Annotated in this window: 22 protein-coding genes and 2 pseudogenes; 14 read left to right on the top strand and 10 right to left on the bottom strand. The window is 67.6% G+C overall.

Going from position 1 to position 21,274, the window contains the following annotated elements:
- Positions 1 to 29 precede the first annotated feature (29 nt).
- A complete protein-coding gene (locus ACWZJV_RS21505) occupies positions 30 to 482 on the top strand; it encodes an Lrp/AsnC family transcriptional regulator (protein WP_457178550.1) in 453 nt (150 codons plus the stop codon).
- On the opposite strand, the gene ACWZJV_RS21500 is transcribed toward ACWZJV_RS21505, so the two are convergent.
- Positions 472 to 1,260, bottom strand: a complete 789-nt coding sequence (locus tag ACWZJV_RS21500) for a helix-turn-helix domain-containing protein (protein WP_457178548.1) — start codon at positions 1,258 to 1,260, stop codon at positions 472 to 474. The two genes, ACWZJV_RS21505 and ACWZJV_RS21500, sit on opposite strands and share 11 nt — an antisense overlap.
- Before the next feature lie 118 nt (positions 1,261 to 1,378).
- Here ACWZJV_RS21500 and ACWZJV_RS21495 point away from each other — a divergent pair, with 118 nt between their 5' ends.
- Positions 1,379 to 1,729 (top strand): nuclear transport factor 2 family protein, encoded by a 351-nt coding sequence (locus ACWZJV_RS21495; RefSeq protein WP_457178546.1) that lies wholly within the window; start codon positions 1,379 to 1,381, stop codon positions 1,727 to 1,729.
- Between the two features lie 2 nt (positions 1,730 to 1,731).
- Here the strand turns inward: ACWZJV_RS21495 and ACWZJV_RS21490 are convergent, their stop codons facing one another.
- Entirely contained in the window at positions 1,732 to 2,184 is a 453-nt protein-coding gene (locus ACWZJV_RS21490; protein WP_457178544.1) for an Lrp/AsnC family transcriptional regulator, read from the bottom strand.
- A gap of 104 nt (positions 2,185 to 2,288) precedes the next feature.
- On the opposite strand from ACWZJV_RS21490, the gene ACWZJV_RS21485 reads away from it, so the two are divergent.
- On the top strand, positions 2,289 to 3,233 hold the full coding sequence (locus tag ACWZJV_RS21485) for an SMP-30/gluconolactonase/LRE family protein (protein WP_457178542.1): 945 nt from the start codon (positions 2,289 to 2,291) through the stop codon (positions 3,231 to 3,233).
- Positions 3,234 to 3,240: 7 nt separating this feature from the next.
- Here the strand turns inward: ACWZJV_RS21485 and ACWZJV_RS21480 are convergent, their stop codons facing one another.
- Positions 3,241 to 3,906, bottom strand: a complete 666-nt coding sequence (locus ACWZJV_RS21480) for a TetR family transcriptional regulator (RefSeq protein ID WP_457178540.1) — start codon at positions 3,904 to 3,906, stop codon at positions 3,241 to 3,243.
- Positions 3,907 to 4,006: 100 nt separating this feature from the next.
- Between ACWZJV_RS21480 and ACWZJV_RS21475 the strand changes: the two genes are divergently transcribed.
- On the top strand, positions 4,007 to 4,912 hold the full coding sequence (locus tag ACWZJV_RS21475; protein WP_457178538.1) for an SDR family NAD(P)-dependent oxidoreductase: 906 nt from the start codon (positions 4,007 to 4,009) through the stop codon (positions 4,910 to 4,912).
- A gap of 28 nt (positions 4,913 to 4,940) precedes the next feature.
- Here ACWZJV_RS21475 and ACWZJV_RS21470 read toward each other — a convergent pair whose 3' ends face one another.
- The 3 genes from ACWZJV_RS21470 to ACWZJV_RS21460 form a co-directional block, all read right to left on the bottom strand.
- Positions 4,941 to 5,597, bottom strand: coding sequence for a hypothetical protein (locus ACWZJV_RS21470; RefSeq protein ID WP_457178536.1), 657 nt, complete (start codon positions 5,595 to 5,597; stop codon positions 4,941 to 4,943).
- A gap of 48 nt (positions 5,598 to 5,645) precedes the next feature.
- The gene (locus ACWZJV_RS21465) at positions 5,646 to 6,152 is read right to left on the bottom strand and encodes a hypothetical protein (RefSeq protein ID WP_457178534.1); all 507 of its coding nucleotides are present in this window, start codon (positions 6,150 to 6,152) and stop codon (positions 5,646 to 5,648) included.
- Between the two features lie 100 nt (positions 6,153 to 6,252).
- Entirely contained in the window at positions 6,253 to 6,711 is a 459-nt protein-coding gene (locus ACWZJV_RS21460) for an SRPBCC family protein (RefSeq protein ID WP_457178533.1), read from the bottom strand.
- Between the two features lie 422 nt (positions 6,712 to 7,133).
- On the opposite strand from ACWZJV_RS21460, the gene ACWZJV_RS21455 reads away from it, so the two are divergent.
- From ACWZJV_RS21455 to ACWZJV_RS21430, 6 genes and pseudogenes are all read left to right on the top strand, one after another.
- Positions 7,134 to 8,657, top strand: a complete 1,524-nt coding sequence (locus ACWZJV_RS21455) for a hypothetical protein (protein ID WP_457178532.1) — start codon at positions 7,134 to 7,136, stop codon at positions 8,655 to 8,657.
- A 98-nt stretch (positions 8,658 to 8,755) separates the two neighbouring features.
- Positions 8,756 to 9,433 carry a class I SAM-dependent methyltransferase gene (locus tag ACWZJV_RS21450; protein ID WP_457178531.1) on the top strand — a complete coding sequence of 226 codons (678 nt, stop codon included), beginning with the start codon at positions 8,756 to 8,758 and terminating at the stop codon, positions 9,431 to 9,433.
- Positions 9,434 to 9,498: 65 nt separating this feature from the next.
- Positions 9,499 to 10,737 (top strand): hypothetical protein, encoded by a 1,239-nt coding sequence (locus tag ACWZJV_RS21445; protein WP_457178529.1) that lies wholly within the window; start codon positions 9,499 to 9,501, stop codon positions 10,735 to 10,737.
- Between the two features lie 19 nt (positions 10,738 to 10,756).
- On the top strand, positions 10,757 to 11,653 hold the full coding sequence (locus ACWZJV_RS21440) for a phosphotransferase family protein (RefSeq protein ID WP_457178528.1): 897 nt from the start codon (positions 10,757 to 10,759) through the stop codon (positions 11,651 to 11,653).
- 151 nt (positions 11,654 to 11,804) lie between these two features.
- A pseudogene (locus tag ACWZJV_RS21435) lies at positions 11,805 to 11,984 on the top strand (TetR/AcrR family transcriptional regulator); the annotation flags it as partial.
- 149 nt (positions 11,985 to 12,133) lie between these two features.
- Positions 12,134 to 12,556, top strand: a complete 423-nt coding sequence (locus ACWZJV_RS21430) for a hypothetical protein (RefSeq protein ID WP_457182018.1) — start codon at positions 12,134 to 12,136, stop codon at positions 12,554 to 12,556.
- A 1,267-nt stretch (positions 12,557 to 13,823) separates the two neighbouring features.
- On the opposite strand, the gene ACWZJV_RS21425 is transcribed toward ACWZJV_RS21430, so the two are convergent.
- The 4 genes and pseudogenes from ACWZJV_RS21425 to ychF all read right to left on the bottom strand — a co-directional run bounded on the left by ACWZJV_RS21425 (position 13,824) and on the right by ychF (position 17,281).
- Entirely contained in the window at positions 13,824 to 15,323 is a 1,500-nt protein-coding gene (locus tag ACWZJV_RS21425) for an ApeA N-terminal domain 1-containing protein (protein WP_457178526.1), read from the bottom strand.
- Positions 15,324 to 15,530: 207 nt separating this feature from the next.
- Positions 15,531 to 15,765 (bottom strand): annotated as a pseudogene (locus ACWZJV_RS21420) (DUF933 domain-containing protein); the annotation flags it as partial.
- Positions 15,766 to 15,862: 97 nt separating this feature from the next.
- On the bottom strand, positions 15,863 to 16,156 hold the full coding sequence (locus ACWZJV_RS21415) for a DUF1330 domain-containing protein (RefSeq protein WP_008358939.1): 294 nt from the start codon (positions 16,154 to 16,156) through the stop codon (positions 15,863 to 15,865).
- Between the two features lie 51 nt (positions 16,157 to 16,207).
- Entirely contained in the window at positions 16,208 to 17,281 is a 1,074-nt protein-coding gene (gene ychF, locus ACWZJV_RS21410) for a redox-regulated ATPase YchF (protein ID WP_008358950.1), read from the bottom strand.
- 81 nt (positions 17,282 to 17,362) lie between these two features.
- Between ychF and ACWZJV_RS21405 the strand changes: the two genes are divergently transcribed.
- From ACWZJV_RS21405 to ACWZJV_RS21390, 4 genes are read left to right on the top strand one after another with little or no spacing between them, the layout of a single operon-like run.
- A complete protein-coding gene (locus ACWZJV_RS21405; RefSeq protein ID WP_457178523.1) occupies positions 17,363 to 18,691 on the top strand; it encodes a GH1 family beta-glucosidase in 1,329 nt (442 codons plus the stop codon).
- A gap of 27 nt (positions 18,692 to 18,718) precedes the next feature.
- Positions 18,719 to 19,234 carry a PH domain-containing protein gene (locus ACWZJV_RS21400; protein ID WP_008358954.1) on the top strand — a complete coding sequence of 172 codons (516 nt, stop codon included), beginning with the start codon at positions 18,719 to 18,721 and terminating at the stop codon, positions 19,232 to 19,234.
- A complete protein-coding gene (locus ACWZJV_RS21395) occupies positions 19,231 to 20,826 on the top strand; it encodes a PH domain-containing protein (RefSeq protein WP_457178521.1) in 1,596 nt (531 codons plus the stop codon). The genes ACWZJV_RS21400 and ACWZJV_RS21395 overlap by 4 nt, the downstream gene beginning before the upstream one ends.
- 39 nt (positions 20,827 to 20,865) lie before the next feature.
- Positions 20,866 to 21,273 (top strand): VOC family protein, encoded by a 408-nt coding sequence (locus ACWZJV_RS21390; RefSeq protein ID WP_008358957.1) that lies wholly within the window; start codon positions 20,866 to 20,868, stop codon positions 21,271 to 21,273.
- The last annotated feature ends 1 nt before the right edge of the window (position 21,274 follow it).

Below are 21,274 nucleotides of genomic sequence, written 5' to 3'. Positions count from 1 at the left end.
TTGCCCATTGACGCTGCTAAAGTGCCGTCATGCGCAATGATCATGCGATCGACGACCTGGATCGAGCAATCATTGCCGAGCTCGAAGACGACGCCCGACTGAGCAACGCCGAGCTGGCGCGACGGGTCGGCCTCACCCCGGCTCCCTGCCTGCGTCGGGTGCAGCGCCTGGAGAGCGACGGGGTGATCAAGGGCTACCACGCCCGCATCGACCCGAAGAGCGGCGGACGCGGGTTCGAGGTGATCGTCGCGATCGACATCGCCGTCAACGACGGCAAGACGATCGAGGACTTCGAGACCGCCGCCGTCGCCATCCCCGAAGTCACCGAGATGCGCCGCATGCTCGGCCAGCCCGACTACTACCTGCGCGTGCAGGTCGCCGACCCCGAGGCGTACGAAGCGCTCATCCTCGGGACCATCTCCCGGCTGCCCGCGGTGAGCCGGGTGCTGTCGCACCAGACGATGCGGCTGGTCAAGGGCTGAGCAGCCGCCGCGTCCGGTCGTCGGCGGGGACGAACGTCTCCAGGTGGAGACCGTGCAGCGTCACGTCGGAGGCGCTCTCGATCTGGCTGGCGACGCTGAAGAAGCGGAGCGTGTCACCACCCATGTCGATCTCCAGCGGAACGACCGGGTCGGCCAGCGGCCGGGCGGGCGGCTCACCGTCGGCGGGATAGGCGGTGACCTCGTCCCGGAGCGCGACCAGCGCCGGGTCGCCACCGGTGTGCGTGATGCGCCGGCCGAGCTGATGGAGCAGGTGGGCACGCCAGACGGGAAGGTTGCGGATCCGCGGGGCGATCCCGCGCGGGTGCAGGCAGAGCCGGATGACGTTCAGCGGAGGTTCGAGCAGGCTCGGGTCGCAGCCGACGAGCAGCGCGTCGACCGACTGGTTGGCATCGACGACGTCCCAGCCGTCGTCGAGAAGCAGGGCCGGGTACGGCGCATGGGCGTCCAGCAAGCCGCGCAGACCGGCCATCACCGGGGCCAGCGCGTCGTCGTCGGTGGCGCGCTGCGGGTAGCGAGGCGCGAACCCGCCGGCGAGCAGGAGCCGGTTCTGCTCGGCCATCGGCACCCGCAGCACCTCGGCCAGCCGCACGATCATCTCCGGCGTCGGCCGGGCTCGGCCGTTCTCGACGTAGCTCACGTGCCGGGTGCTCACCTCGGCCTGGGTGGCGAGCGCGAGCTGGCTCAGCGACCGCAGCTCACGCCAGCGGCGGAGCTCGCTGCCGACCGACGATGACGGTGACGTCGCGGTTGAGATCACGGCCACGAGGCTAGCCAAGCGCGCATCGGGTCGGCCATGACCTCGGAGGTCATCGACCGGCGCACCCGGTGGCGGCGAATCTTCTCCTGGCAACCCGATCCGAGAGAAGGAAGACACCATGAACGACATCGTGACGCGCTACCTCGACACCTGGAACGCCACCGACGAGGAGCTCACCGACCTGCTGGCCACGCACTGGTCCGCCGACTGCGTCTACGTCGACCCGCTCGCGGAGGTCGAGGGCCGCGAGGCCGTCGCCGCCACCATCCGGGCCGTACGCGGGCAGTTCCCCGGCTTCGTGTTCACCCCCGTGGGGGCCGTCGACAGCCATCACCAGCAGGCCCGCTTCCAGTGGGGCCTGGGCCCGGCCGGCGCGGAGCCGGTCGTCGTCGGCTTCGACGTGGTCGTCGTCGACGCGGACCAGCGGATCCGGGACGTACGCGGGTTCCTGGACAAGGTGCCCGCCTGAGCTCAGGCCGGACCCGGGGTCAGCGGCGACAGCGGGCGCTCGAAGAAGGTCTCCAGGACCACGGTCGCCTGCGTCCCGCTGACCCCGTCGATCGCGTAGATCCGGCGCAGCACGTCCTGCAGCTGCTCGGTGGTCGCGGTCCTGACCTTCACCAGCACCGACGCGCTGCCCGCGATGACGTGCGCCTCCACCACCTCCGGGAGCGCGGCGAACGCCTCCGCCGAGTCCCCCATCCAGGACGTCGACTCGACCATGACGTACGCCAGGACGCCGCTGCCCACGGCGGCCGGGTCGACCTCGGCGCTGGTGCGCCGGATGACGCCCGCCTCGCGCAGCTTGCGTACGCGCTCGTGGGCGGCGCCGGCGGAGAGGCCGACGGCCTGACCCAGCGCGGCATAGGACTGGGTGGCGTCGCGCTGGAGCTCGGCCAGCAGCTCACGGTCGATCTGATCCACAGCATCTCCGTTCGGAAATATCTTGCCACGACCGTACCTCATCTTGCAGTCTTCGGTTATGGCCGATTCACGTTCGGCTCGGTTGAGGAAGAGGAGTGGGTTCGATGAGCGGTGAGCGCCCCGGCCTGTACGAGATGCTCGATGACCGGTTCCGCACCGGACGGTGCATGAACGGCGATGAGGCGCTGGAGGTCCTGTTCACCGGCTGCCGCTGGGCCGAGGGGCCGATCTACGTGCCCGCCTGGCGCCAGGTGGTCTGGAGCGACATCCCGAACGACCGGATGCTGCGCTGGGACGAGGAGACCGGCGACGTGTCGGTCTTCCGTCGCGCTGCCGGGCACACCAACGGCAACACACTCGACCGCGAGGGTCGGCTGATCACCTGCGAGCAGGGCAACCGCCGGGTGACCCGGACCGAGCACGACGGCACCATCACCGTGCTGGCCGACCGCTGGCAGGGCAAGCGGCTGAACAGCCCCAACGACGCGACCGTGAGGTCGGACGGCTCGATCTGGTTCTCCGACCCCGACTTCGGCATCACCAGCGACTACGAGGGATATCGCGCCGAGAGCGAGATCGGCGCCAACAACGTCTACCGGATCGACCCGGCCACCGGCGAGGTGAGCCTGGCGGCGGACTGCTTCGGTGCGCCGAACGGCCTGGTCTTCTCCCCCGACGAGCGGCAGCTCTTCGTCTCCGACACCCGCGCCGGCCGGATCTGGGTCTTCGACGTACGCGAGGACGGCACCCTCTCCGACGAGCGGGTCTTCGCCGAGGCCGGAGCCCGCGACGACGCCCGCTTCGACAACATCCGCTTCGACGACGGCGGCCGCCTCTGGGTCGCCGCGATGAACGACGGCGTGCACTGCTACGACCCCGACGGCACCCTCATCGGCCGCCTGAACGTCCCCGAGGCAGTCGCCAACATCTCCTGGGGCGGCGCCAAGCGCAACCGCCTCTTCATCACCGCGGAGACCAGCCTCTACTCCGTCGTCATGGGCGTCACCGGCACCCACCCGACCGGCCCCGGACGCCGGCCCTGGCTGTGACCGGCGCTCAGGCGCGAGGCAGCACCCCCACGAGCGCCGCGGTGCACGAGGTCCGCAGAGCCTCACGCAGGTCCAGGTGGAGCACGGCGAGGTCGGGCTCGTCCGAATAGACGGCGAGCAGGCTCGGCGGTGGCGGGTCGTACGCCGCCAGGGCACCCGCCGAGATCAGGCTCATCAGGCAGAACGTCTGGGCACCGTCACCGACCTCGGGCAGGTGACGCCGGACGAGCTCGACCATCGTCTCGAGCTTCGCGTGCGACGAGCGCTTGTGACGTTTGACGACCTCGACGGAGACGTTGTGCTCGAGGACGCCACCCTGGGCGCCGACGAGATCGCACAGCACCGGCCGCTCCGCCAGAGACCGGCTGAGGACCTCGGCCAGCTGGCCGGCGCGTACCTCCGGCGGGGCGTCCGCCTCGATGCCGGCGGCCAGCTCCTCCCCCAGCTCGTCGAGCCACCTGCCCAGGAAGTCGTCCAGCAGCTCGAGCAGCACCGCCTCCCGCGACTCGAAGTAGCGCAGGACGTTCGACTTGGCCAGACCGACCCGGCGGCTGAGCTCGTTGAGGCTCAGCTCGGCCACCGGCATCTCGTCGAGCATCGCCACCGCGGTGTCGAGGATCGCCCGGCGGCGGATCTCCCGCTGCTCATCGCTTCGCGCCCGTTGGAACGTCATCGCCCCAGACTAACTTAAAGACCGCCGGTCCCTTGACATTAGACCGCCGGTCTCTTAAATTCGATGTCATAACAGACCGATGGTTCCTTAGGAGTGGGCAATGAGCGAGACCTGGACCGAACAGCACATCCCCGACCAGCACGGCCGCGTGGCGGTCGTGACCGGCGCCAACACCGGCCTCGGCTTCGAGACGGCGCGCATGCTCGCCGAGCGCGGCGCCCAGGTGGTCATGGCCGTACGCGACGTCGAGAAGGGCAAGCAGGCAGCGGCGCGCATCGACGGCGACGTCACCGTCCAGGTCCTCGACCTGGCCTCCCTGGAGTCGATCCGATCCGCGGCGGCCGATCTGCGCGCGAGCCACCCGCGGATCGATCTGCTGATCAACAACGCCGGCGTGATGTACACGCCGAAGCAGACCACCGCCGACGGCTTCGAGATGCAGTTCGGCACCAACCACCTCGGCCACTTCGCCTTCACCGGCCTGCTGCTCGACCAGCTCCTCACCGTCCCGGGCTCGAGGATCGTCACCGTCAGCAGCGTCGGCCACCGCATCCGAGCCGACATCCACTTCGACGACCTGCAGTGGGAGCGTTCCTACAGCCGCGTCGCCGCGTACGGTCAGGCCAAGCTCGCCAACCTGATGTTCACCTACGAGCTCCAGCGCCGGCTCGCCCCACACGGCACCACGGTCGCGGTGGCTGCCCACCCCGGCGGCTCCAACACCGAGCTCGCCCGCAACTCCCCCGCCGCGCTGCGGGTGCCCTTCGCCCTGGTCGGGCCGCTGCTCGCCCAGTCGGCCGCGATGGGCGCCCTGCCCACCCTGCGCGCCGCCACCGACCCCGCCGTCCTCGGCGGTCAGTACTACGGCCCCAGCGGCCGCGGCGAGATCCGCGGCTACCCGAAGCTGGTCACCTCCAGCCCGGCTTCCTACGACCTGGCGACCCAGCAGCGGCTGTGGGCCGTGTCCGAGGAGCTCACCGACGTACGCTTCCCGCTCGACAGCTGAGCCGGCAGCTCGGCCCCATGGCGCCAGGTCACTCGGGGCCGATGGAGTCGGCCGCCTCGATGCGGTGTGCGTGCCGCACCGACACCGAACCGGCGTACCCGTCGACGAAGCCGACCACCACGTCGTACTCATCCCCCGCGGTGGAGCGCAGCGTGAGCGTCCAGGAGTCGTCTGCCGGGTGGTGCTCCTCCGCGCGGAGCGACAGGGCGTCCGGGTCCACGGCGTACGCCGTCGCAGCCGCGCTTCGAGAGCGCTGGACCGCCGACTCCCGTGTGGTCGGCGTCCGCTCCGGCTGACCGACCACCTCCATCACGTCCCGGAAGGCGCGGGTCACGCCGTCGTACGACGCCTCCGAGAGGGCCGTGGTCCGGGGCCCGGTGTCCACGAGCAGTCCGAACTCCAGGGCGCCCGGACTCGCGCCCCAGCTGGTGTGCCATCGGTGTTGGTGCAGGGAGTAGTGGCGACGCGCGTCGGCCCTCGCGTACAGGACCGGCTCCAGTGCGGCGAGGATCGCCCTCTCCTCGAGCACGTCCTCGCCCTCCGGCTCCGGGACCGACAGATCGAGCAGGTAATGCCGATCCACCCGATCGTCGGGGCTCGCCCGATAACCGACCTGGACCCGCACCGAGTCCACCCGGCCGAGCGTCAGCAGCGAACGTGAGTCATCGACCGCACGGCTAGTCATCCCTCCAGAGTTCTCCTGGTTCCCGCCCGGGTCAAGCACCTCAGCGCTCTACGCGCTGGCACGCCCCGACCGGGTGCCGAGGGCTTCACGAAGCTGCCGCGAGGCCGACCGTGGTGTCGCGCCCGCCCGCCAGATGGCGAACAGCAGATCCGCGCGCGGCCGGCCCGGCTCGGTCCAGCTCGGTCCGAGCTTCGCCTGGTGAAGCGCCTCGATGAGGTCATCGTCGGCCGCTGTGCGCGCTTCGGCCCAGGCCCGAGCGTACGCCTCATCGACCCGTTGCAAGGTCGTCTCGCTCTCCACGATCGCCGGCAACGCAGCGACCTCGGCTTCAGACTCCTGGCGGTGTCGCAGGAACGCGATGAGGAAGTAGACCAGGGCACCAGCCCAGCTGAAGACCAGCACCATCACGATGTCGAGGACGTCCAGCCCACTCATGCGTCCCCGGGCAGCGATACTTCGGCCGATCAGGACCAGCGCGACGATCGTCGGCACCCACCACAGCGCCATGAACGCGATGAGCGTGACTGTCCACGTCGCCTCAACCTGACCACCCATGACAGCTCCACTCCGCCAGCCGAGACCTCGGCCGAGAGTAGCCGCGGTTCGTCAGACGTCGATGTCGAACGCGGAAACACGTCGCGGCACGCCCGAGCCGTTACGCCTCAGGACTGGGCAGGGCATCCCTCAGCCACGCGTTCCGTCGCTCCAACAGCTTCGTCATGTAGCGAGTGAGAACGAGAACATTCGCCACCCGCCCGACCACCCCGACGGGCGCTTCGAACTCCACGACATCCGTCATCAGCGTGCCGCCGGCGATCGGTTCGAATCGGTGCTCGTGCCACCACCGGCGGAACGGGCCGGACTCCTGCTCGTCCACGAACCGGTTCGGAGCGGCGTACTCGCTGATCACCGAGGTCATCGTGATCGGCAGCCCGAAGTGGCGGGCCTTCCAGGTCACCGAGTCTCCGAGGCGCATCACACCTGAGGTGACACCAGCGACGGCGCGCTCGCCCGAGTCGGACATCGACGACCGGTGCGCGTCGACGGACAGGCTCAGCTCGAAGCACTGTTCCGGCCTCGCCGGGATCTCCGTCGTGAGCTCGATGCACGGCACTGGACGATCCTAAGTGCCCCCGATGGTGACTACGGTCACACAAGTTGAAGCAGAACTCGCGAGTCACGGTCGACGACGACCTGTTCCGCGAGTTCTTGTTGTCACCCCCTCGCCACCATCGTCCAGATTGCCGTGGACGGGGCTACTGAATGCCCTCCGGCAACCATGCCCGCTTGGTCGAGGGTGGAGGTCGACCGAGAGGAGGTGATCTCTGATGGACGTTGACGCGTTCTTCGCTGGCCGACTCGTGGTCGGCACCCCCGAGCTGCGTGACCAGGCGCTTCGCAAGATGCCTGGTCACGGTGATGCCGACCAACGGGGTGATCACTGCAATCAGTAAGGGCGTTGGCCCGCGCAATTCTCGTGGGGCCGGGCCCGCATGGTTCCGGCCCCACAGCTACCGCTGACCGAGGGAGTTCTGAATGTTGAGGTTCGAGATTCATGCGGTCGACATCGGTGGCCAGGATTGGCGTCGAGACGGTGCTGTCTGGGTGTGTGGGAGCAGTTGGATCGAGCCGCTGGCCAGCCCCGTGCTCGAGTCCACACTCGACGTCAGCCTGTCGGGCAAGTGCGTGGCTACTGTTCGCGAGCGAGATGCTGCAGGCGATACCCGCTCTGAACTCACCATGGCCAACATGCGCAGATGGCCAGGCGACCATGTCACCCTCGAACTCTCTCAGGGCAGGGTGACGGTCCAAGCCGGCGTCATGGGGACGGCCCCGATTCATATCGCCTCCCGCAATGGCGTCTTTTTCGGGTCATGGAATCTTGCCGAGCTTCGCTCGGGGTTCGACGTAGCGACATTGAACGGCCCCTCGGTTGTAAGGGCACTCCTTCGCAATCCCGTGTATTCGTCCGCAACGATGTTCGACGGCGTTCACCGCATCACCGAACGAGCCACGGCGACGATGACCTCCACGGGGATCCACGTGACCTACCCAGATCCCGCGGACCACGTTCTGGCTGCTCGCGATCTAGCTGACGCTGTTGATCCGGTCGAGGCGTTCGAGAAGGTGCTGACGTACCTCGTGCAGAGGTTGCCCGATCCTGACGGCACGGCGGCCGTAGAGCTGTCAGGCGGCGCCGACTCTGCGAACGTCTTGCTGACTGTTGCTGAGCGCTACCGAGAAGTGCGGACGGTCGGGATCGAGGTCACGGGCCGTGCCGGCCGGGAGCAGCGCTATCGCCGCCGTACGCTCGCTTCGCACGTCGGCGCCGCGGACGCAGTGGTGCAGGCACGCGATCACCTGCCGTTCGACCCCTCCATCCGCAAGAAGCCACACAGCCCTTCGACGGCCTACTACCGAGAAGCCTTCGACGCGATGCGTGACCGGGTCTCCGACGTCTCAGCGCGCGTCGTGTATCTCGGGCTCGGGGGCGATGAGGTCAATGCGCCGCACCCGAGCGAGCGGGTCGCCGACTCACCTGCGAACACGTATGGGCATCTGCCGCCTCCGCCGTGGCTCGGTCCAAGAGCCTGGGGGTCGCTTGGTGACCTCGAAGCCGATGCGGCACCGGTGTCCGTCGTCCCGCTCCCCACCCTCGAGGCGCTTGCGCTCCACAATCCGACGTATCTGGACGCTGGTATCTGGCCGGTGGCGCCCCTCGCTCATCCTCTGGTTGGTCGATTCACCGAGCAGCTACCTGCCTCGCATCGGCGCGGGAAGAGGATGTTCCGTGAACGGCTCGCCCGCGCCGGTATGACGCGGCGCCTGACCCACCCGGCCGAGCCGGAGAGCTTCCTCGACCTCATGGAGTGTGGGATGCGCACCAACGGGCTCCAAGCGCTGAAGCAGATCCGATCCGAGTCGCTGCTGGCAGATGACGGTTGGATCAACCACGCTGGTCTTGTGGACGCCATAGACCGCTACGAGAGCACGGGCCAGGCGGACCCCCGCCTCGCCGATCTCGTCACCGTTGAACTCGCGCTTCGGAGTCTTCGATGAATCTCAGCGCAACCGTCGCCTCCGAGCAGGCTCGAGCCCTCGCGGCTGGCAACCTCATGTACCGGGACCCCGTCCTCCATGACCACTTCGCTGGGGACGTGAGCACGCTTGCGGTGCTGCTGGAGCTTCTGCTCAGCGAGTACGGGCCCAAGGGCGCTCGAGGCATTCTCGACCTGGGTTGCGGCACCGGCATCCATTCGACGGCCTTGACGAACTACGAGTACGTCGGCGTCGACCTCCAGCCACAGCTGATCGAACATGCCCAAGCGACGTGCCCACACGGGCGCTTCGCCGTCGGCGACGTCACTCGTTACCGATCCCAGCGGCTCTTTGACGTCCTTCTCTCCCTTGGCAACACCCTCGCTTACCTGCACACCGAGGAGCAGCTCAACGCCGCCTGCGCGACCTTCGCTGCCAACGCCGCACCCGGCGCGCTCGTCGTAGCGCAGACCCTGGTCTCGCCTCCGACAACAGCCCACAGTCAGCGAGACGTCTCGGTGCCAGGTGGGCAAGCAACCGTCACCATCGACAGCGCCTGGGACTCCGAGCGTCGGATAGCGACCACGACCCGCACCTGGACCTTGCCTGACGGCGCAGAGGTCGCTGACTTCTTTGACCGCCGCGTCCACCGCTTCGCCGACCTGCAAACAGCACTTACCGCCGCCGGACTCGAGGTGCGAGAGGTCTTCGACAGCTACGACCGACGTGGTGAGCCGATGCAGGGTCCGGTCGCCTACGTCATTGCCCAAGCGCCAGACGTCGGCGACCATCGTTAGTGCAAAGAACCGGTCCGGGAGGTTGAGCATTGGCTAACGAGCTGCTCCGTCGACGGCGGCAATCCATGCCCTCCCCCTCCGGCTCGGGCGCGCCGATGACACGGCTCGAGCTGGCCGAGGCGGTCAACCGTCACATCTGGTCCACTACCGGCACCAGGTCCACGATCGATGCTGAGACGATCGGCCGATACGAGCGCGGTCAGATCCAGTGGCCCGGCGAGATCTACCGCCTCGGCCTTCGAGCAGTCCTCGGCGCCGGGACGGACGCCGAGCTCGGCTTCAAACCAACCCGCCGAGGTCGAGCAGTCGCAACCCCTTCGACCCAAGTGACGGCGAGTTCATCCGGCCGCCCCCACGACAGATTGCTCGACGCGCTCGGACCTACGACACCCGCCACCATCGGATGGCCCGAGGTCGAGTTCATCCGAGAGACCACACGCGTGATCGCCACATCGGAGAACCGCTTCGGCGGAGCAGTCGCCGCCGAGATGGCCACAGCACAGCTACGCATGGCCGTCGGGTTGCTGCAGGCCCGCGCGGCCATCGACGTCCGTCGTGCGCTGTTCCAAGCAGTCGGTAATCTCGCCGGCGTCGTTGGATTCTCCGCCTACGACATGAACAACTTCGGCGTCGCCGACCGGTGCTACGAGCTCGCGCTCTGGTGCGCGGACGAAGCCCGCTCGACATCACTTCGGGCAAGCGTCATGGCAGACATGGCACGCAAGACGATCGACCTCGGCCGCCCTCAGGACGGTCTTGCCATCGTCGACGCCGCCAAGGAACTTTCCGGCGACCTCACCGCCACAGGACAAGCGATGCTCGCCGCGTGGCGCGCACGACTGCTCACGAAGACCGGGCAGTACGCCGAGGCTCGAAACGAAGTCGAGGTCTCTGACGAGTGGTTCTCCAAACGCGAGGTTGACCAAGACCCGCCGTGGCTGGGCTACTACGACGAAGCCGAGCACCAAGGCTCCATCGGCAGGACGCGCCTGCCACTCGCGCAAGCCGGCATCGACGTCGACGACACCTTGAACCGCCTGGACGCCGCCGTATCGCTGCGCGAATCGACCTACGTGCGCTCGCTGACCTTCTGCCGGATCCGACTCTCCACGCTTCTGGTATCCATGGGCGAAACTGACCGGGCCACCACAGTCGCACAGATCGCTCTCGAGGAGTCCCCCAGCGTTCGCTCGTCCAGAATGCGCGAAGAGTGGGCCGTACTGGCTGCAGCGGCCGGCACGACAGGATCCCCCGCAGCACGCGACCTCCACCACGCAGCGTCCAACGCAGCACGCACCAGATGACCCCGTAAGGACGACCTCCGTGACAGCGGCAGCACCCACAACAAACGACAACCTCGACGTGCTGCAGCAAGCAGCATCGCAAGCCGGGTTGAACACAGCGAACGCTCGCTTGTTGCGGAATGGCTCGAACGCGATCTATTTGCTGCCCGAATCCGGGGTCGTCGCCCGCGTCGGCCGCTCCGGAACGGCCGAGGACGCCGCCCGCCAGGTCCAGATCGCTTCCTGGCTGTCGAGCAACGGGATCAACGCAAACCTCCCTATTGACAGGTTGCGCCTTGTCCTGGTCGGTGAGAGGCCAGTGAGCTGGTGGACGCCGATCCCGCCACACCGTCACGCAACTCCCGCCGAACTGGGCGCCATGCTCCACAAGCTCCACGACCTCCCAACGCCGACCACCATCGACCTACCGAACCTCGACGTGGTCGGGCACGTTGCCGAACGCATCGATTCTGCGACTGGGATATCCACCACAGACCGCGCATGGCTACAGGACCGACTCGCGACCCTGGCCACCGACCTGACAACCACCGAAGTCCCCCGATCCCGACATGTCATCCACGGCGACGCATGGCAAGGCAACCTGGTCGTGCCCGACGACGGCTCACCTGTCCTTCTCGACTTCGACAACGTCTCGATCGGCCACCCCGCCTGGGACCTGATCCCACTCGCCGTCGACCACGAAGACTTCGCGCGAATCGACAACGACGACTACACCGCCTTCGTCACCGCCTACGGCGGCTACGACGTACGCGAAGCACCGTGGTTTCGGACACTTGCGGACCTGCAAGAGCTGCGCTGGACCGCTTTCGTTGCAGACAAATCAGCGCAAAGTCCCGACGCGGCAGCGGAGGTCTCTCACCGGCTCGCCTGCCTACGAGGCGAGATCCCCCGACCCTGGAAGTGGACGGCGTTCTGAACGACGCAGATTGCCCTGACCCAGCCAACTGAGTGCCCTGCCAGCACACCTCTCCCCGCGCGAAAGTGGTTTCAGGTCCTGGCCGTGGGGCCCCCGAACGCGCCACACGGCTGGGACCACCAACAACACCCACCAGTTGAGAGGCCCGTCCATGTCCTTCGCCATCCCGGTCTCCGGCACCTCAGGACGACGCGGCGTCGGGCGGCCACGGCACACCAACATCGCCTCGACGCTCAGCCCGCGCGAACAGATCCTCGACGCCGCAGGGCAACTCTTCGTCACCCGGGGATTCGCTGCCACCTCCACCCGCGAGATCGCCGAGAAGGTGGGGATCAGGCAGGCCTCGCTCTACTACCACTTCGCCGGCAAGGACGAGATCCTCGCTGCCCTCCTGGAACGGACGCTCCGGCCCACACTCGACCAGGTCGATCAGATCCTCACACTGACCATCGACGATCCGCGCCCGACGGCCCTTACCTCTTGGCGCTGGTCGACATCGACACTCTCGCGACCGCGCCCCACAACATCGGGCTGCTCGCCGGCGTGCCCGATATCGTGTCCTCCCCCGCCGCAGAGGGGTACGTCGCAAGCCGGAATGACTTGCTCACCGCATATCGCGACTTGGCCAACACCGTCGCGACCGAGTCGAGAACGGACAACCACGACCCCGAGGACCTCGGCGACCTGGTCCTTCAACTCGTCGAGGGCGTGATCGCAATCCGCGCCAGTGGGCGGTCCATCACTACCTCGACTGCCCGCTCGATCGCATCATCCTGCCTCCGACTATGTGGCGTCGGAACGGAAGACCTTCGCGTCGCGCAGTCTGTCGCACAAACCCGTCTGGCCGAGTTCGCCCTTGGCGGGACGGTAGCAACGACGCCGCAGATTGATCTGCCGACATAGACGTCCATAAGTAGCACCGCTGGTTCCGCCACTCTGACCGACCTGCAAGAACTGCGTTGGTCCGCGTAAGCCGCAGGCAAGGCTGCACACAACACATGCTGTAGCCGAGTTCACTCACCAGCTCGCCTGTATACGACCGAGATCGCTCGACTATGGCAGTAGGCCGCCTACTAGTCATCACAGATTCATCAGTCGACCTCACCCTGGGAGCCGACCATAAACGACGACCGCTCCGACGCCGTCAGTCTCTTGTGGTAGCAACTCGACCCAGTCATCACGCCGAATCAACAGGGGCAATGCAATCGCAGGGAACCGCTTGCAGATAAGTCGGAGGTCGACCGAGACTCGGTCAGGACCATAGTTGATCCAGTCGCTCGCGTCGCCAAGGTTCTTAGTGATCTGAGGCCCTAGACCGACTCGCTCGCTGCGGACATCAGATGGAACGAGAGTCCATGTCAAAGGCGGGAAGACGATGTCACCGAAGGAGTGATGAACAACCCGATCGGATAGAACCTTCATTGCCCAGACTCCGCTTGATACGACGCTAGCGCGCAGCAGACCCGGATGGCTGCGGCCCACCAGGAGACGCAACTGGACCGGCCACCGAATTGGACCGTGCCCAGGTACCGTCTCGTGACACAGATCGTGCGCAAGATCTGGGTAAAGGATCCGCAAGCGGGGATTGATCGCAAACATGCTGTAGAGGACGCACCGAGCCACTAGCCCTGGAGCAAAGCGCGCCCCGGGAGGCTCGCCGGGTATGACTTGCAGACGAAGGGCGCCTGGGCTCGTGAGCCGGCCGATCTGTGCAGCGAAGTCCGCGTAGGCACCGTCGTACGTACTCCCCGAGAGGTGGTTACACCGCTCGCATAGCCCACGCACCCATACACCGCCCTCGGTCCAGCGGCCGGGTCGCCGTACACCCGCGTCGATGACATCCGGGGCACGCTCAACTCGCGTCGAATTGCCAGCGACCTGAGGGGGAACGTGAGCCCTAGAAAGCTTGCGGACGTCTCCGCACAGTCCGCACGCCCTTGGTTGGGTCGACGACAGCATCGTCCCAACGTGCGAGAGCCCCGCCATCCGTCCTCCTCAACACTACTGTCTGCGGAACTCGGCGCCTCCGCCCCGCCCTTCACCGAAGCCCAGAGCGAGCGACTCCGCGCTCTGCTCCTGCCAGTCGCCGAGATCGCCGCAACAGCCCAGTGACAAGAGACCGAGGCTGCATGAGCGCCGTGCTGCTGCGCACCTGGCCGCCGACCGACGCTCAGCCGTCCGCCTCCGGAGCAACCAGCCACTTGTGTGCGGCCTTTGCAGTTGCCCGGAGTTGCGGATGCTCCCGCACGATCTCGCGCTGCCGTTCTGGAGGCAACCCGAGCTCGTGCAAGACGTTAAGGATCACGACGGCGGTCGTCACCTCGACAACGACATGCAATTCTTCGATGGAGTGGTCGGGGGTCGTACCCTCGTGCGCCAAGTCGTTACGCGCGCTTGTGGTTCGCCCCGCCCAGCGGTCCACATCCGGCATGAGCTGGGCTATCGCGCCTTGATCTGGGCGCGCAGCGAGGGCATAGAGCCGGTCCCGGAGCGTGGGATCGTTACGAATGGCTTTCTTGAACCTGTCGCGGTGCTCCTCCGGCACCTGCCCAAGCATTGCCTCGCGCATCGCTTTGAACTCACCTCGGGGAAACGGCTTCTCATCGATGCGGAGGCCGCGATGCAGCACCTCCGCCGCGCCTACGGCCGTCAGTAGGTTGTTCTCCACATAACGGGCCGGCGCATAGCGGAGCCCGAGAATCATGTTGGTTGCAGCCTGCAGTCGTCCGTGCGCATCGCACCAACGAGGAATGACCTCTTCGAACGAGAGTGATTCGCATGTGAAGAAGGTTCGGTCGACGTCTAGCGCCTTGGTCTCGGGCTTGCCGAGGGCAGATGGCGAATGAAGCACATCAGCATATCGGGTCGGTGCAGGACGATCACCACGCACCTCGCCTTCGGCCTCCGCCACTTTCAACCTCAGCCAGATCACCCCGGCAGCCCGATGCGTAGCGACCGCGATCAAGTCCTGCATCAATCTGGCAGACGTCATAGCCGCGTTCAACGAGAGGGGCTCCGACGGGACGACGCGGATAAGCGCTGTGTTGCGCATACGTCCAACAGTCCAGCCCTTGCGCCGGTCAAAGAAGGGGAGCGTGTGTCGGTGCTCAAGACGAAACTCGGTCCCGTCGACAACGACCGACTGAACTTCCACCGGCCCCGCGGAGATGCGTCCAGTTCCGTCAAGTTTGCCACCAGAAGTACCGATGAAGCCCTCTTCGAAGACCGAAGACGACGCCCAGAGGCCGAGATCCTCGATCGACACCTCAACCTCGGAGAAGGCCATGTCGTCGTCCCCAGCGACCTGAGCGCCAATGAGCGCAGCCGTGGCCGCCACGGTCTGCTTATCGGGACTCTTCACGCGTGCGAAGATCGTGCGCGTCGTGCTCCTCGGGGCGCAGCCCAGAAGGGTGATCTCGCGCTGCTCAGCCACACCGTGGATGACGTCCCACGTCTGATAACCCTCGTGGATGTCTACGACGCCAGGTGAGGGGCTCGACATAATGCGATCCTCGAACGTGCCGATTAGCGAGAGCTCTAGGCCGCGCTCCGGTTCGTAGCGGAGTACGCCGGCGACCTGGTCATCAGGATCGCCCGGAACCCACCAGACGCCCGCCCATTCACCCGGCTCATCGAGGTTCAGCGGATCATTCGCCACAGCGCGCCCCATCGAACGTCCTGCCGCCGACCCCTGGCCCCTGGAGGGGCTCGCCGCCGCAGCAGAACCGCCTCGTGACAACCGACATGTGTCCGGCCGTTCGGCCCGTTTCACGCACAGCACGGAGCATAGAAAGCGATTTGGCGACCTATGACGCAATCGGCACATAGCCGTGGGCCCATCCCCTGAATGAGGTACAGAGCGCGGCTGAGGGCTACTTCAGGATGCAGAGGTTACTCCGCGTCGAAACTCGACCACATCACCGTCGGCCATGACGCATTCCTTGCCCTCCATGCGGACCTTGCCACGTCACCGGGCATTGGCAACGGCGCCCGGCAGAGATGAGGTCGTCGTAGGAGACGATCTCGGCCTTGATGAAGCCCTTCTGGAAGTCTGTGTGGATGACACCGGCGGCCTCGGGGGCGGTGGCGCGCTTGGAGATCTCCGACGCGCGGACCGCCTCGGCGGCCAGGAACTTACGCCTGGCCAGCGGTAACGGCCTCGCAACCAAGAGATCGCGGATCTTCACTGAAGGTCCGACCGGACCTCGGTCAGTCGAGGCCTTCGACGATGCGGAAGTCGCGCTCGACGCCGCCGGCGAGGGCGGCCAGCGCCTCCTGGTAGGCGGCGCTCTCGTGCGTCGCGACGGCCTGCTCGAAGCTGTCGAACTCGATCAGGACGGTGCGCTCGGCGATTCCGTCGTCATATGCCACGACCCGGCTGCCGCGGGTGAGGACCCGGCCGCCCCCGGCCTCGACGGCCGCCGGAGCGAGCTTGCCGTAGGCAGCCAGCTTCTCGGGGTCCGAGATGTTGCGGTAGACGCTGACCCAGTAGCCCTTGGGCATGGAACCTCCAGTGTTGGCGTGAGTGCGGGGACGACAGATGACGGCCGTCGCTCAGACGTTGAAGCGGAACTCCACGACGTCGCCGTCGGCCATGACGTAGTCCTTGCCCTCCATACGGACCTTGCCGAGGTCACGGGCCTTGGCGACGGAGCCGGCGGCGATGAGGTCGTCGTAGGAGACGATCTCGGCCTTGATGAAGCCCTTCTGGAAGTCGGTGTGGATGACACCGGCGGCCTCGGGGGCGGTGGCGCCCTTGGGGATCTCCCACGCACGGACCTCCTTGGGTCCCGCGGTGAGGTAGGTCTGCAGGCCGAGGGTGTCGAAGCCGACGCGGGCGAGGATGTCCAGGCCCGGCTCCTCGACGCCGGCGTCGGCCAGGAACTCGCGGGCCTCGTCCTCGTCGAGCTCGACGAGCTCGGACTCGAACTTGGCGTCCAGGAAGATCGCCTCGGCGGGGGCGACCAGCTCGCGCATCGAGTCCTTGAGGGCCTCGTCGGCGAGCTCGTCGGAGTCGCAGTTGAAGACGAAGATGTAGGGCTTCGCGGTGAGCAGCATCAGGTCGCGGATCAGGGCCCGGTCGATCTTGGTGGCGATGATCGGGGTGCCGGCCTCGAGGGCCTCCTTGGCCTCGACCACGGCGGCGAGGTTCGCCTTGAGGTCAGGAGCCTTGCGCGACTCCTTCTCCAGCCGCGGGATCGCCTTCTCGACCGTCTCCAGGTCGGCGAGGATCAGCTCGGTCTGGATGGTGGAGATGTCGTTGGCGGGCTCGACCTTGCCGTCGACGTGGGTGACGTCGTCGTCGCGGAAGACCCGGGTGACCTGGCAGATCGCGTCGGACTCACGGATGTGGGAGAGGAACTTGTTGCCCAGGCCCTCGCCCTGCGAGGCGCCGCGCACGATGCCGGCGATGTCGACGAACTGCACCGTGGCCGGCAGCAGCTTCTGGGATCCGTAGATCTTCGCCAGCTCGGCCAGCCTCTCATCGGGGACCCCGACGACGCCGACGTTGGGCTCGATGGTGGCGAAGGGGTAGTTCGCCGCGAGAACGTCGTTCTTGGTCAGAGCGTTGAAGAGGGTCGACTTGCCCGCGTTGGGAAGTCCCACGATGCCGATGGTGAGTGCCACGATCGACAATCCTAGAGTCGTACGCCGCCTTCCCCCGAAACCACGGACGGCACCCGGGCACAGCGGGCACACTGTGGTTGCGTGAGCGAGCTTCCCGGCACCAGCCTTCCGACCGGCTTCCGCTTCGGCGCCAGCACCGCCGCCTACCAGATCGAGGGGGCGGCCGACCAGGACGGCCGGGGTCCCTCGGTGTGGGACACCTTCTGTGCCGAGCCGGGACGGATCCTCGACGACAGCAGCGGCGAGGTGGCCTGCGACCACTATCACCGGCTCGATGAGGACCTGGGCCTGATGGCGCGGCTGGGACTGGATGCGTACCGCTTCTCGATCTCCTGGTCCCGGGTCCTGCCGACCGGTTCGGGCGCGGTCAACAAGGTGGGCCTGGACTTCTACGACCGCCTCGTCGACGGGCTGCTCGAGCGTGGCATCGCGCCGATGGCGACGCTGTTCCACTGGGACACCCCGCAGGTGCTGCAGGACGCGCACGGCGGCTGGCTGAGCCGGAAGACGGCGCAGCGCTTCGGAGAGTACGCCGCGGTGGTGGGCGATCGCCTGGCCGACCGCGTCGCCCACTGGTGCCCGGTGAACGAGCCGAACGTGGTGACCGTCCTCGGCCACGCGCTCGGCATCCATGCCCCTGGTCAGGCGCTGGTCTTCGACGCACTGCCGGCCGGTCACCATCTGCTGCTCGGGCACGGTCTGGCGGTCCAGGCGCTGCGGGCCGCGGGCGCGAGCAGCATCGGCACCGCCACCAACCACATGCCGGTCTGGCCGGCGACCGACGCAGAGGCGGACGTCGCGACCGCGGGCCTGCTGGACACGCTGTGGAACCACTCCTTCGCCGACCCGGTGCTGCTCGGCCACTATCCCGAGGATCTCGCCGCGCTCTTCCCGGTGCAGGACGGCGACCTCGAGGTGATCAGCACGCCGCTCGACTTCTACGGGCTCAACTACTACAACCCGACCGCGGCGGCCGCCGCTCCCGAAGGCGCCCCGAACCCGATCGAGCAGCCGCCGATCACCGGCTACCCGACCACCGACTTCGGCTGGCCGGTCGTCCCCGACGGGCTCCACGAGCTGCTGACCGCGCTGCACCAGCGCTACCCGGAGCACCCGCCGTTCGTGATCACCGAGAACGGGGCGTCCTACAACACCGCCCCCGGCGACGGCGACGCCGACCGCATCGCCTACCTCGACCTCCACCTGCGCCAGGTCGAGCGCGCGGTCGCCGACGGCATCGACGTCGCCGGCTACTACTGCTGGTCGCTGATGGACAACTTCGAGTGGGCCGAGGGCTACACCCAGCGGTTCGGGCTGGTGCACATCGACTACGACACCCTGGTGCGTACGCCGCGCGACTCCTTCGCCTGGTACGCCTCCGTAATCGCCGACCACAAATCCAGACGGTAAAGGGAGCCGACCCAATAGGCTCGCGCCGTGAATGCCGACGCACCACAGCGACTGCGCGAACCCGCCCATCAGGTCTCCGAGCGAGCACCGGCCTACTGGCGTACGGCGGAGGCGATCGGGGCCGTGATCTGGCTGGCGCTCGCAGTCGGTGCCGTGGTGGCGGCGGTCATGGTGCCCGACGGCTTCTGGACCTGGATCCTCTGGCTCGCCGCGGTGGTCTTCGCGCTGGCGCCGGTCCCGGGACTGACCTTCGTGCCGTCGATCCGGTTCCGGATCCACCGGTGGGAGGTGACCGACATCGCCGTCCACGTACGCCACGGGTGGCTCACCGTCGTCGACGAGATCGTGCCGCTCTCCCGGGTGCAGACGGTCGACTCGACGCAGGGGCCGCTGATGCGGCGGTTCGGGCTGCGTACGGTCAAGGTCTCCACCGCCTCCTCGGCCGGCATCGTCCAGATCGCCTGCCTCGACGACGCGCTCGCGCTCGAGGTGGTCGCGAAGCTCGTCGCGATCACCGCCGCGACGCCCGAGGACGCGACGTGAGCACACCCGAGGTCCCCGAGACCCCCGAAACCCCTGGGATCCCGGACGCGGAGTGGCAGCGGCTGGCCGGCTGGACCGCGATCGTCAGCCCGCTCGCGACGCTGCGCCAGGCGATCATCCCGGCCGCGGTCGGTGCCTTCGGCGCCGGTCAGGCCAACGTCTTCATCGGTCTCCTGGTCGCGCTCGGCATCGCAGTCGTCGCGGCCCTGGCGGGCCTGGTCCCGTGGCTGACCACGACCTACCGGGTGACGCCGACCCATCTGGAGGTACGCAAAGGCCTGCTCAACCGCACCACCCTGACCGCGCGCCTCGACCGGGTGCGCAGCGTCGACCTCAGCTCGACCCTCATCCACCGTGCCCTCGGCGTCACCAAGGTCAACGTCGGCACCGGCGTCGACGAGGGCCAGATCACCCTCGACTCGCTGACCAAGGACGCCGCAGCCCGCCTCCGGCGCGAGCTGCTCCACGCGGCGCCCACGTCACCGACGGACGTCGCGCCCGAGGCGTCCGGCAGCGACGCCTCGGCGGCTGTCGCGACCAGCCCGGGGCCACATCGCTCAGACGCCGGAGGCGAGGTCATCGCCAGGCTCGACTGGTCCTGGATCAGATACGCCCCGCTCAACCTCAAGAACCTCGCGATCGCGCTCGGTGGTCTGGCCGCGTTCTTCGGCGCGTTCTCCGACGTCATCCCGTGGGAGCGGACGATCGGGATCCGGGTCGACGACGGCGAGATCAACGGCCGGCCGATCGACTCCTTCCTGCAGTTGCTGGTCATCGCCATCCCGATCGCCCTGGTCGCCGCGGTGGTGGTGTGGGCGGTCGGCTCGTGCGTGGGCTACGCGGTGCGCTGGTGGGACCTCCAGGTCGTGCGTGAGCAGGGCCGCGAGGGCACCACGCTGCGGCGCAGCTTCGGCCTGACCAGCACCCGCGCGACGACGGTGGAGGAGGCGAAGGTACGCGGCGCCACCTCGACCGTAGGCCCGCTGATCGGCCTGGCCGGCGGTGCCGACCTCAACCTGCTGACGACCGGCCTCGACGACAACTCCCCCGCGGTCCTGCCGACGGCCCCGGAGTCCGTCGTGTCGGCCGTCGGCACGGACATCCTCGGCGAGGACGCGTTCTCGGCGGAGCTGACAGGTCACGGGCCGCGGCCCCGCCGGCGCTACTGGTTCCGGGCGGCCGTCGCCACCGTGATCTGGACGCTGGTCGCGCTCGTCCCGACCGTGCTGATCGGCGTCCTCGGCGACACCTGGATCTGGTGGCTCCCGGTGACCGTCATGGTGGTCGCGCTCGTCCTCGGCATGCTCGGCGCCGAGCTGCGCCACCGCCACCTCGGCCACGCCCTCACCGACCGCTACCTGGTGGTCCGCTCCGGCTCCTACACCGCCGTACGCACGGCCCTCCAGACCGACGGCATCATCGGCTGGCGGGTCCGGCAGACCTTCTTCGACCGCCGCATCGGCCTCGCCCAGGTCACCGCGATGACCGCGGCCGGGCAGGAGCACGTCGCCGTCCCGGACGTGCCGCTCGAGACGGCCGTCGCCCTCGCGGCGGCGGCCACGCCGCGTACGGTCTCGGGGTTCGTCGAATAACCCGTTTCCCGCGGTCCGGCTTTGGAGGATGATCCGCCCATGACGATCCAGATCCGCCACCTCACCTTCGACTGTGCCGACCCTCGCAAGCTCGCCGAGTTCTGGTCGGCGGTCGCCGGCTGGCACCTCTTCTACGACGAGGACCCCGAGGTGATCGTCGCCAGGAGCTTCCCGTCGAAGGAGCTGATGTTCCTCTTCGTCCCCGTGCCCGAGGCGAAGACGGCGAAGAACCGGGTCCACATCGACATCAAGCCGGAGGACACCACCCGCGACGAGCTGGTCGAGCGGGCGCTCTCGCTCGGCGCCACCGTCTTCGGCGACCACCGCAAGGAGGACGGGTCCGGCTTCGTCGCGCTCCGCGACCCCGAGGGCAACGAGTTCTGCATCGAGCGCGGCGAGCACGAGATGGCCCCGAGCGGCCCGATGACCATCGGGCTCACGATCTGAC

The sequence above is a fragment of the Nocardioides sp. WG-D5 genome (assembly GCF_054031175.1).
This window is presented reverse-complemented; position numbering and strand designations above follow the sequence as displayed.

What these genes read in the sequence shown, in the direction of transcription:
- ACWZJV_RS21425 (WP_457178526.1), bottom strand. Translation starts at nt 15,323, where the DNA reads ATGGGGCGCGCTGTGGCGAATGATCCGCTGAACCTCGATGAGCCGGGT.
- ACWZJV_RS21475 (WP_457178538.1), top strand. Translation starts at nt 4,007, where the DNA reads ATGAGCGAGACCTGGACCGAACAGCACATCCCCGACCAGCACGGCCGC.
- ACWZJV_RS21415 (WP_008358939.1), bottom strand. Translation starts at nt 16,156, where the DNA reads ATGCCCAAGGGCTACTGGGTCAGCGTCTACCGCAACATCTCGGACCCC.
- ACWZJV_RS21495 (WP_457178546.1), top strand. Translation starts at nt 1,379, where the DNA reads ATGAACGACATCGTGACGCGCTACCTCGACACCTGGAACGCCACCGAC.
- ACWZJV_RS21470 (WP_457178536.1), bottom strand. Translation starts at nt 5,597, where the DNA reads ATGACTAGCCGTGCGGTCGATGACTCACGTTCGCTGCTGACGCTCGGC.
- ACWZJV_RS21390 (WP_008358957.1), top strand. Translation starts at nt 20,866, where the DNA reads ATGACGATCCAGATCCGCCACCTCACCTTCGACTGTGCCGACCCTCGC.
- ACWZJV_RS21480 (WP_457178540.1), bottom strand. Translation starts at nt 3,906, where the DNA reads ATGACGTTCCAACGGGCGCGAAGCGATGAGCAGCGGGAGATCCGCCGC.
- ACWZJV_RS21445 (WP_457178529.1), top strand. Translation starts at nt 9,499, where the DNA reads ATGCCCTCCCCCTCCGGCTCGGGCGCGCCGATGACACGGCTCGAGCTG.
- ACWZJV_RS21455 (WP_457178532.1), top strand. Translation starts at nt 7,134, where the DNA reads ATGTTGAGGTTCGAGATTCATGCGGTCGACATCGGTGGCCAGGATTGG.
- ACWZJV_RS21505 (WP_457178550.1), top strand. Translation starts at nt 30, where the DNA reads ATGCGCAATGATCATGCGATCGACGACCTGGATCGAGCAATCATTGCC.
- ACWZJV_RS21485 (WP_457178542.1), top strand. Translation starts at nt 2,289, where the DNA reads ATGAGCGGTGAGCGCCCCGGCCTGTACGAGATGCTCGATGACCGGTTC.
- ACWZJV_RS21465 (WP_457178534.1), bottom strand. Translation starts at nt 6,152, where the DNA reads ATGGGTGGTCAGGTTGAGGCGACGTGGACAGTCACGCTCATCGCGTTC.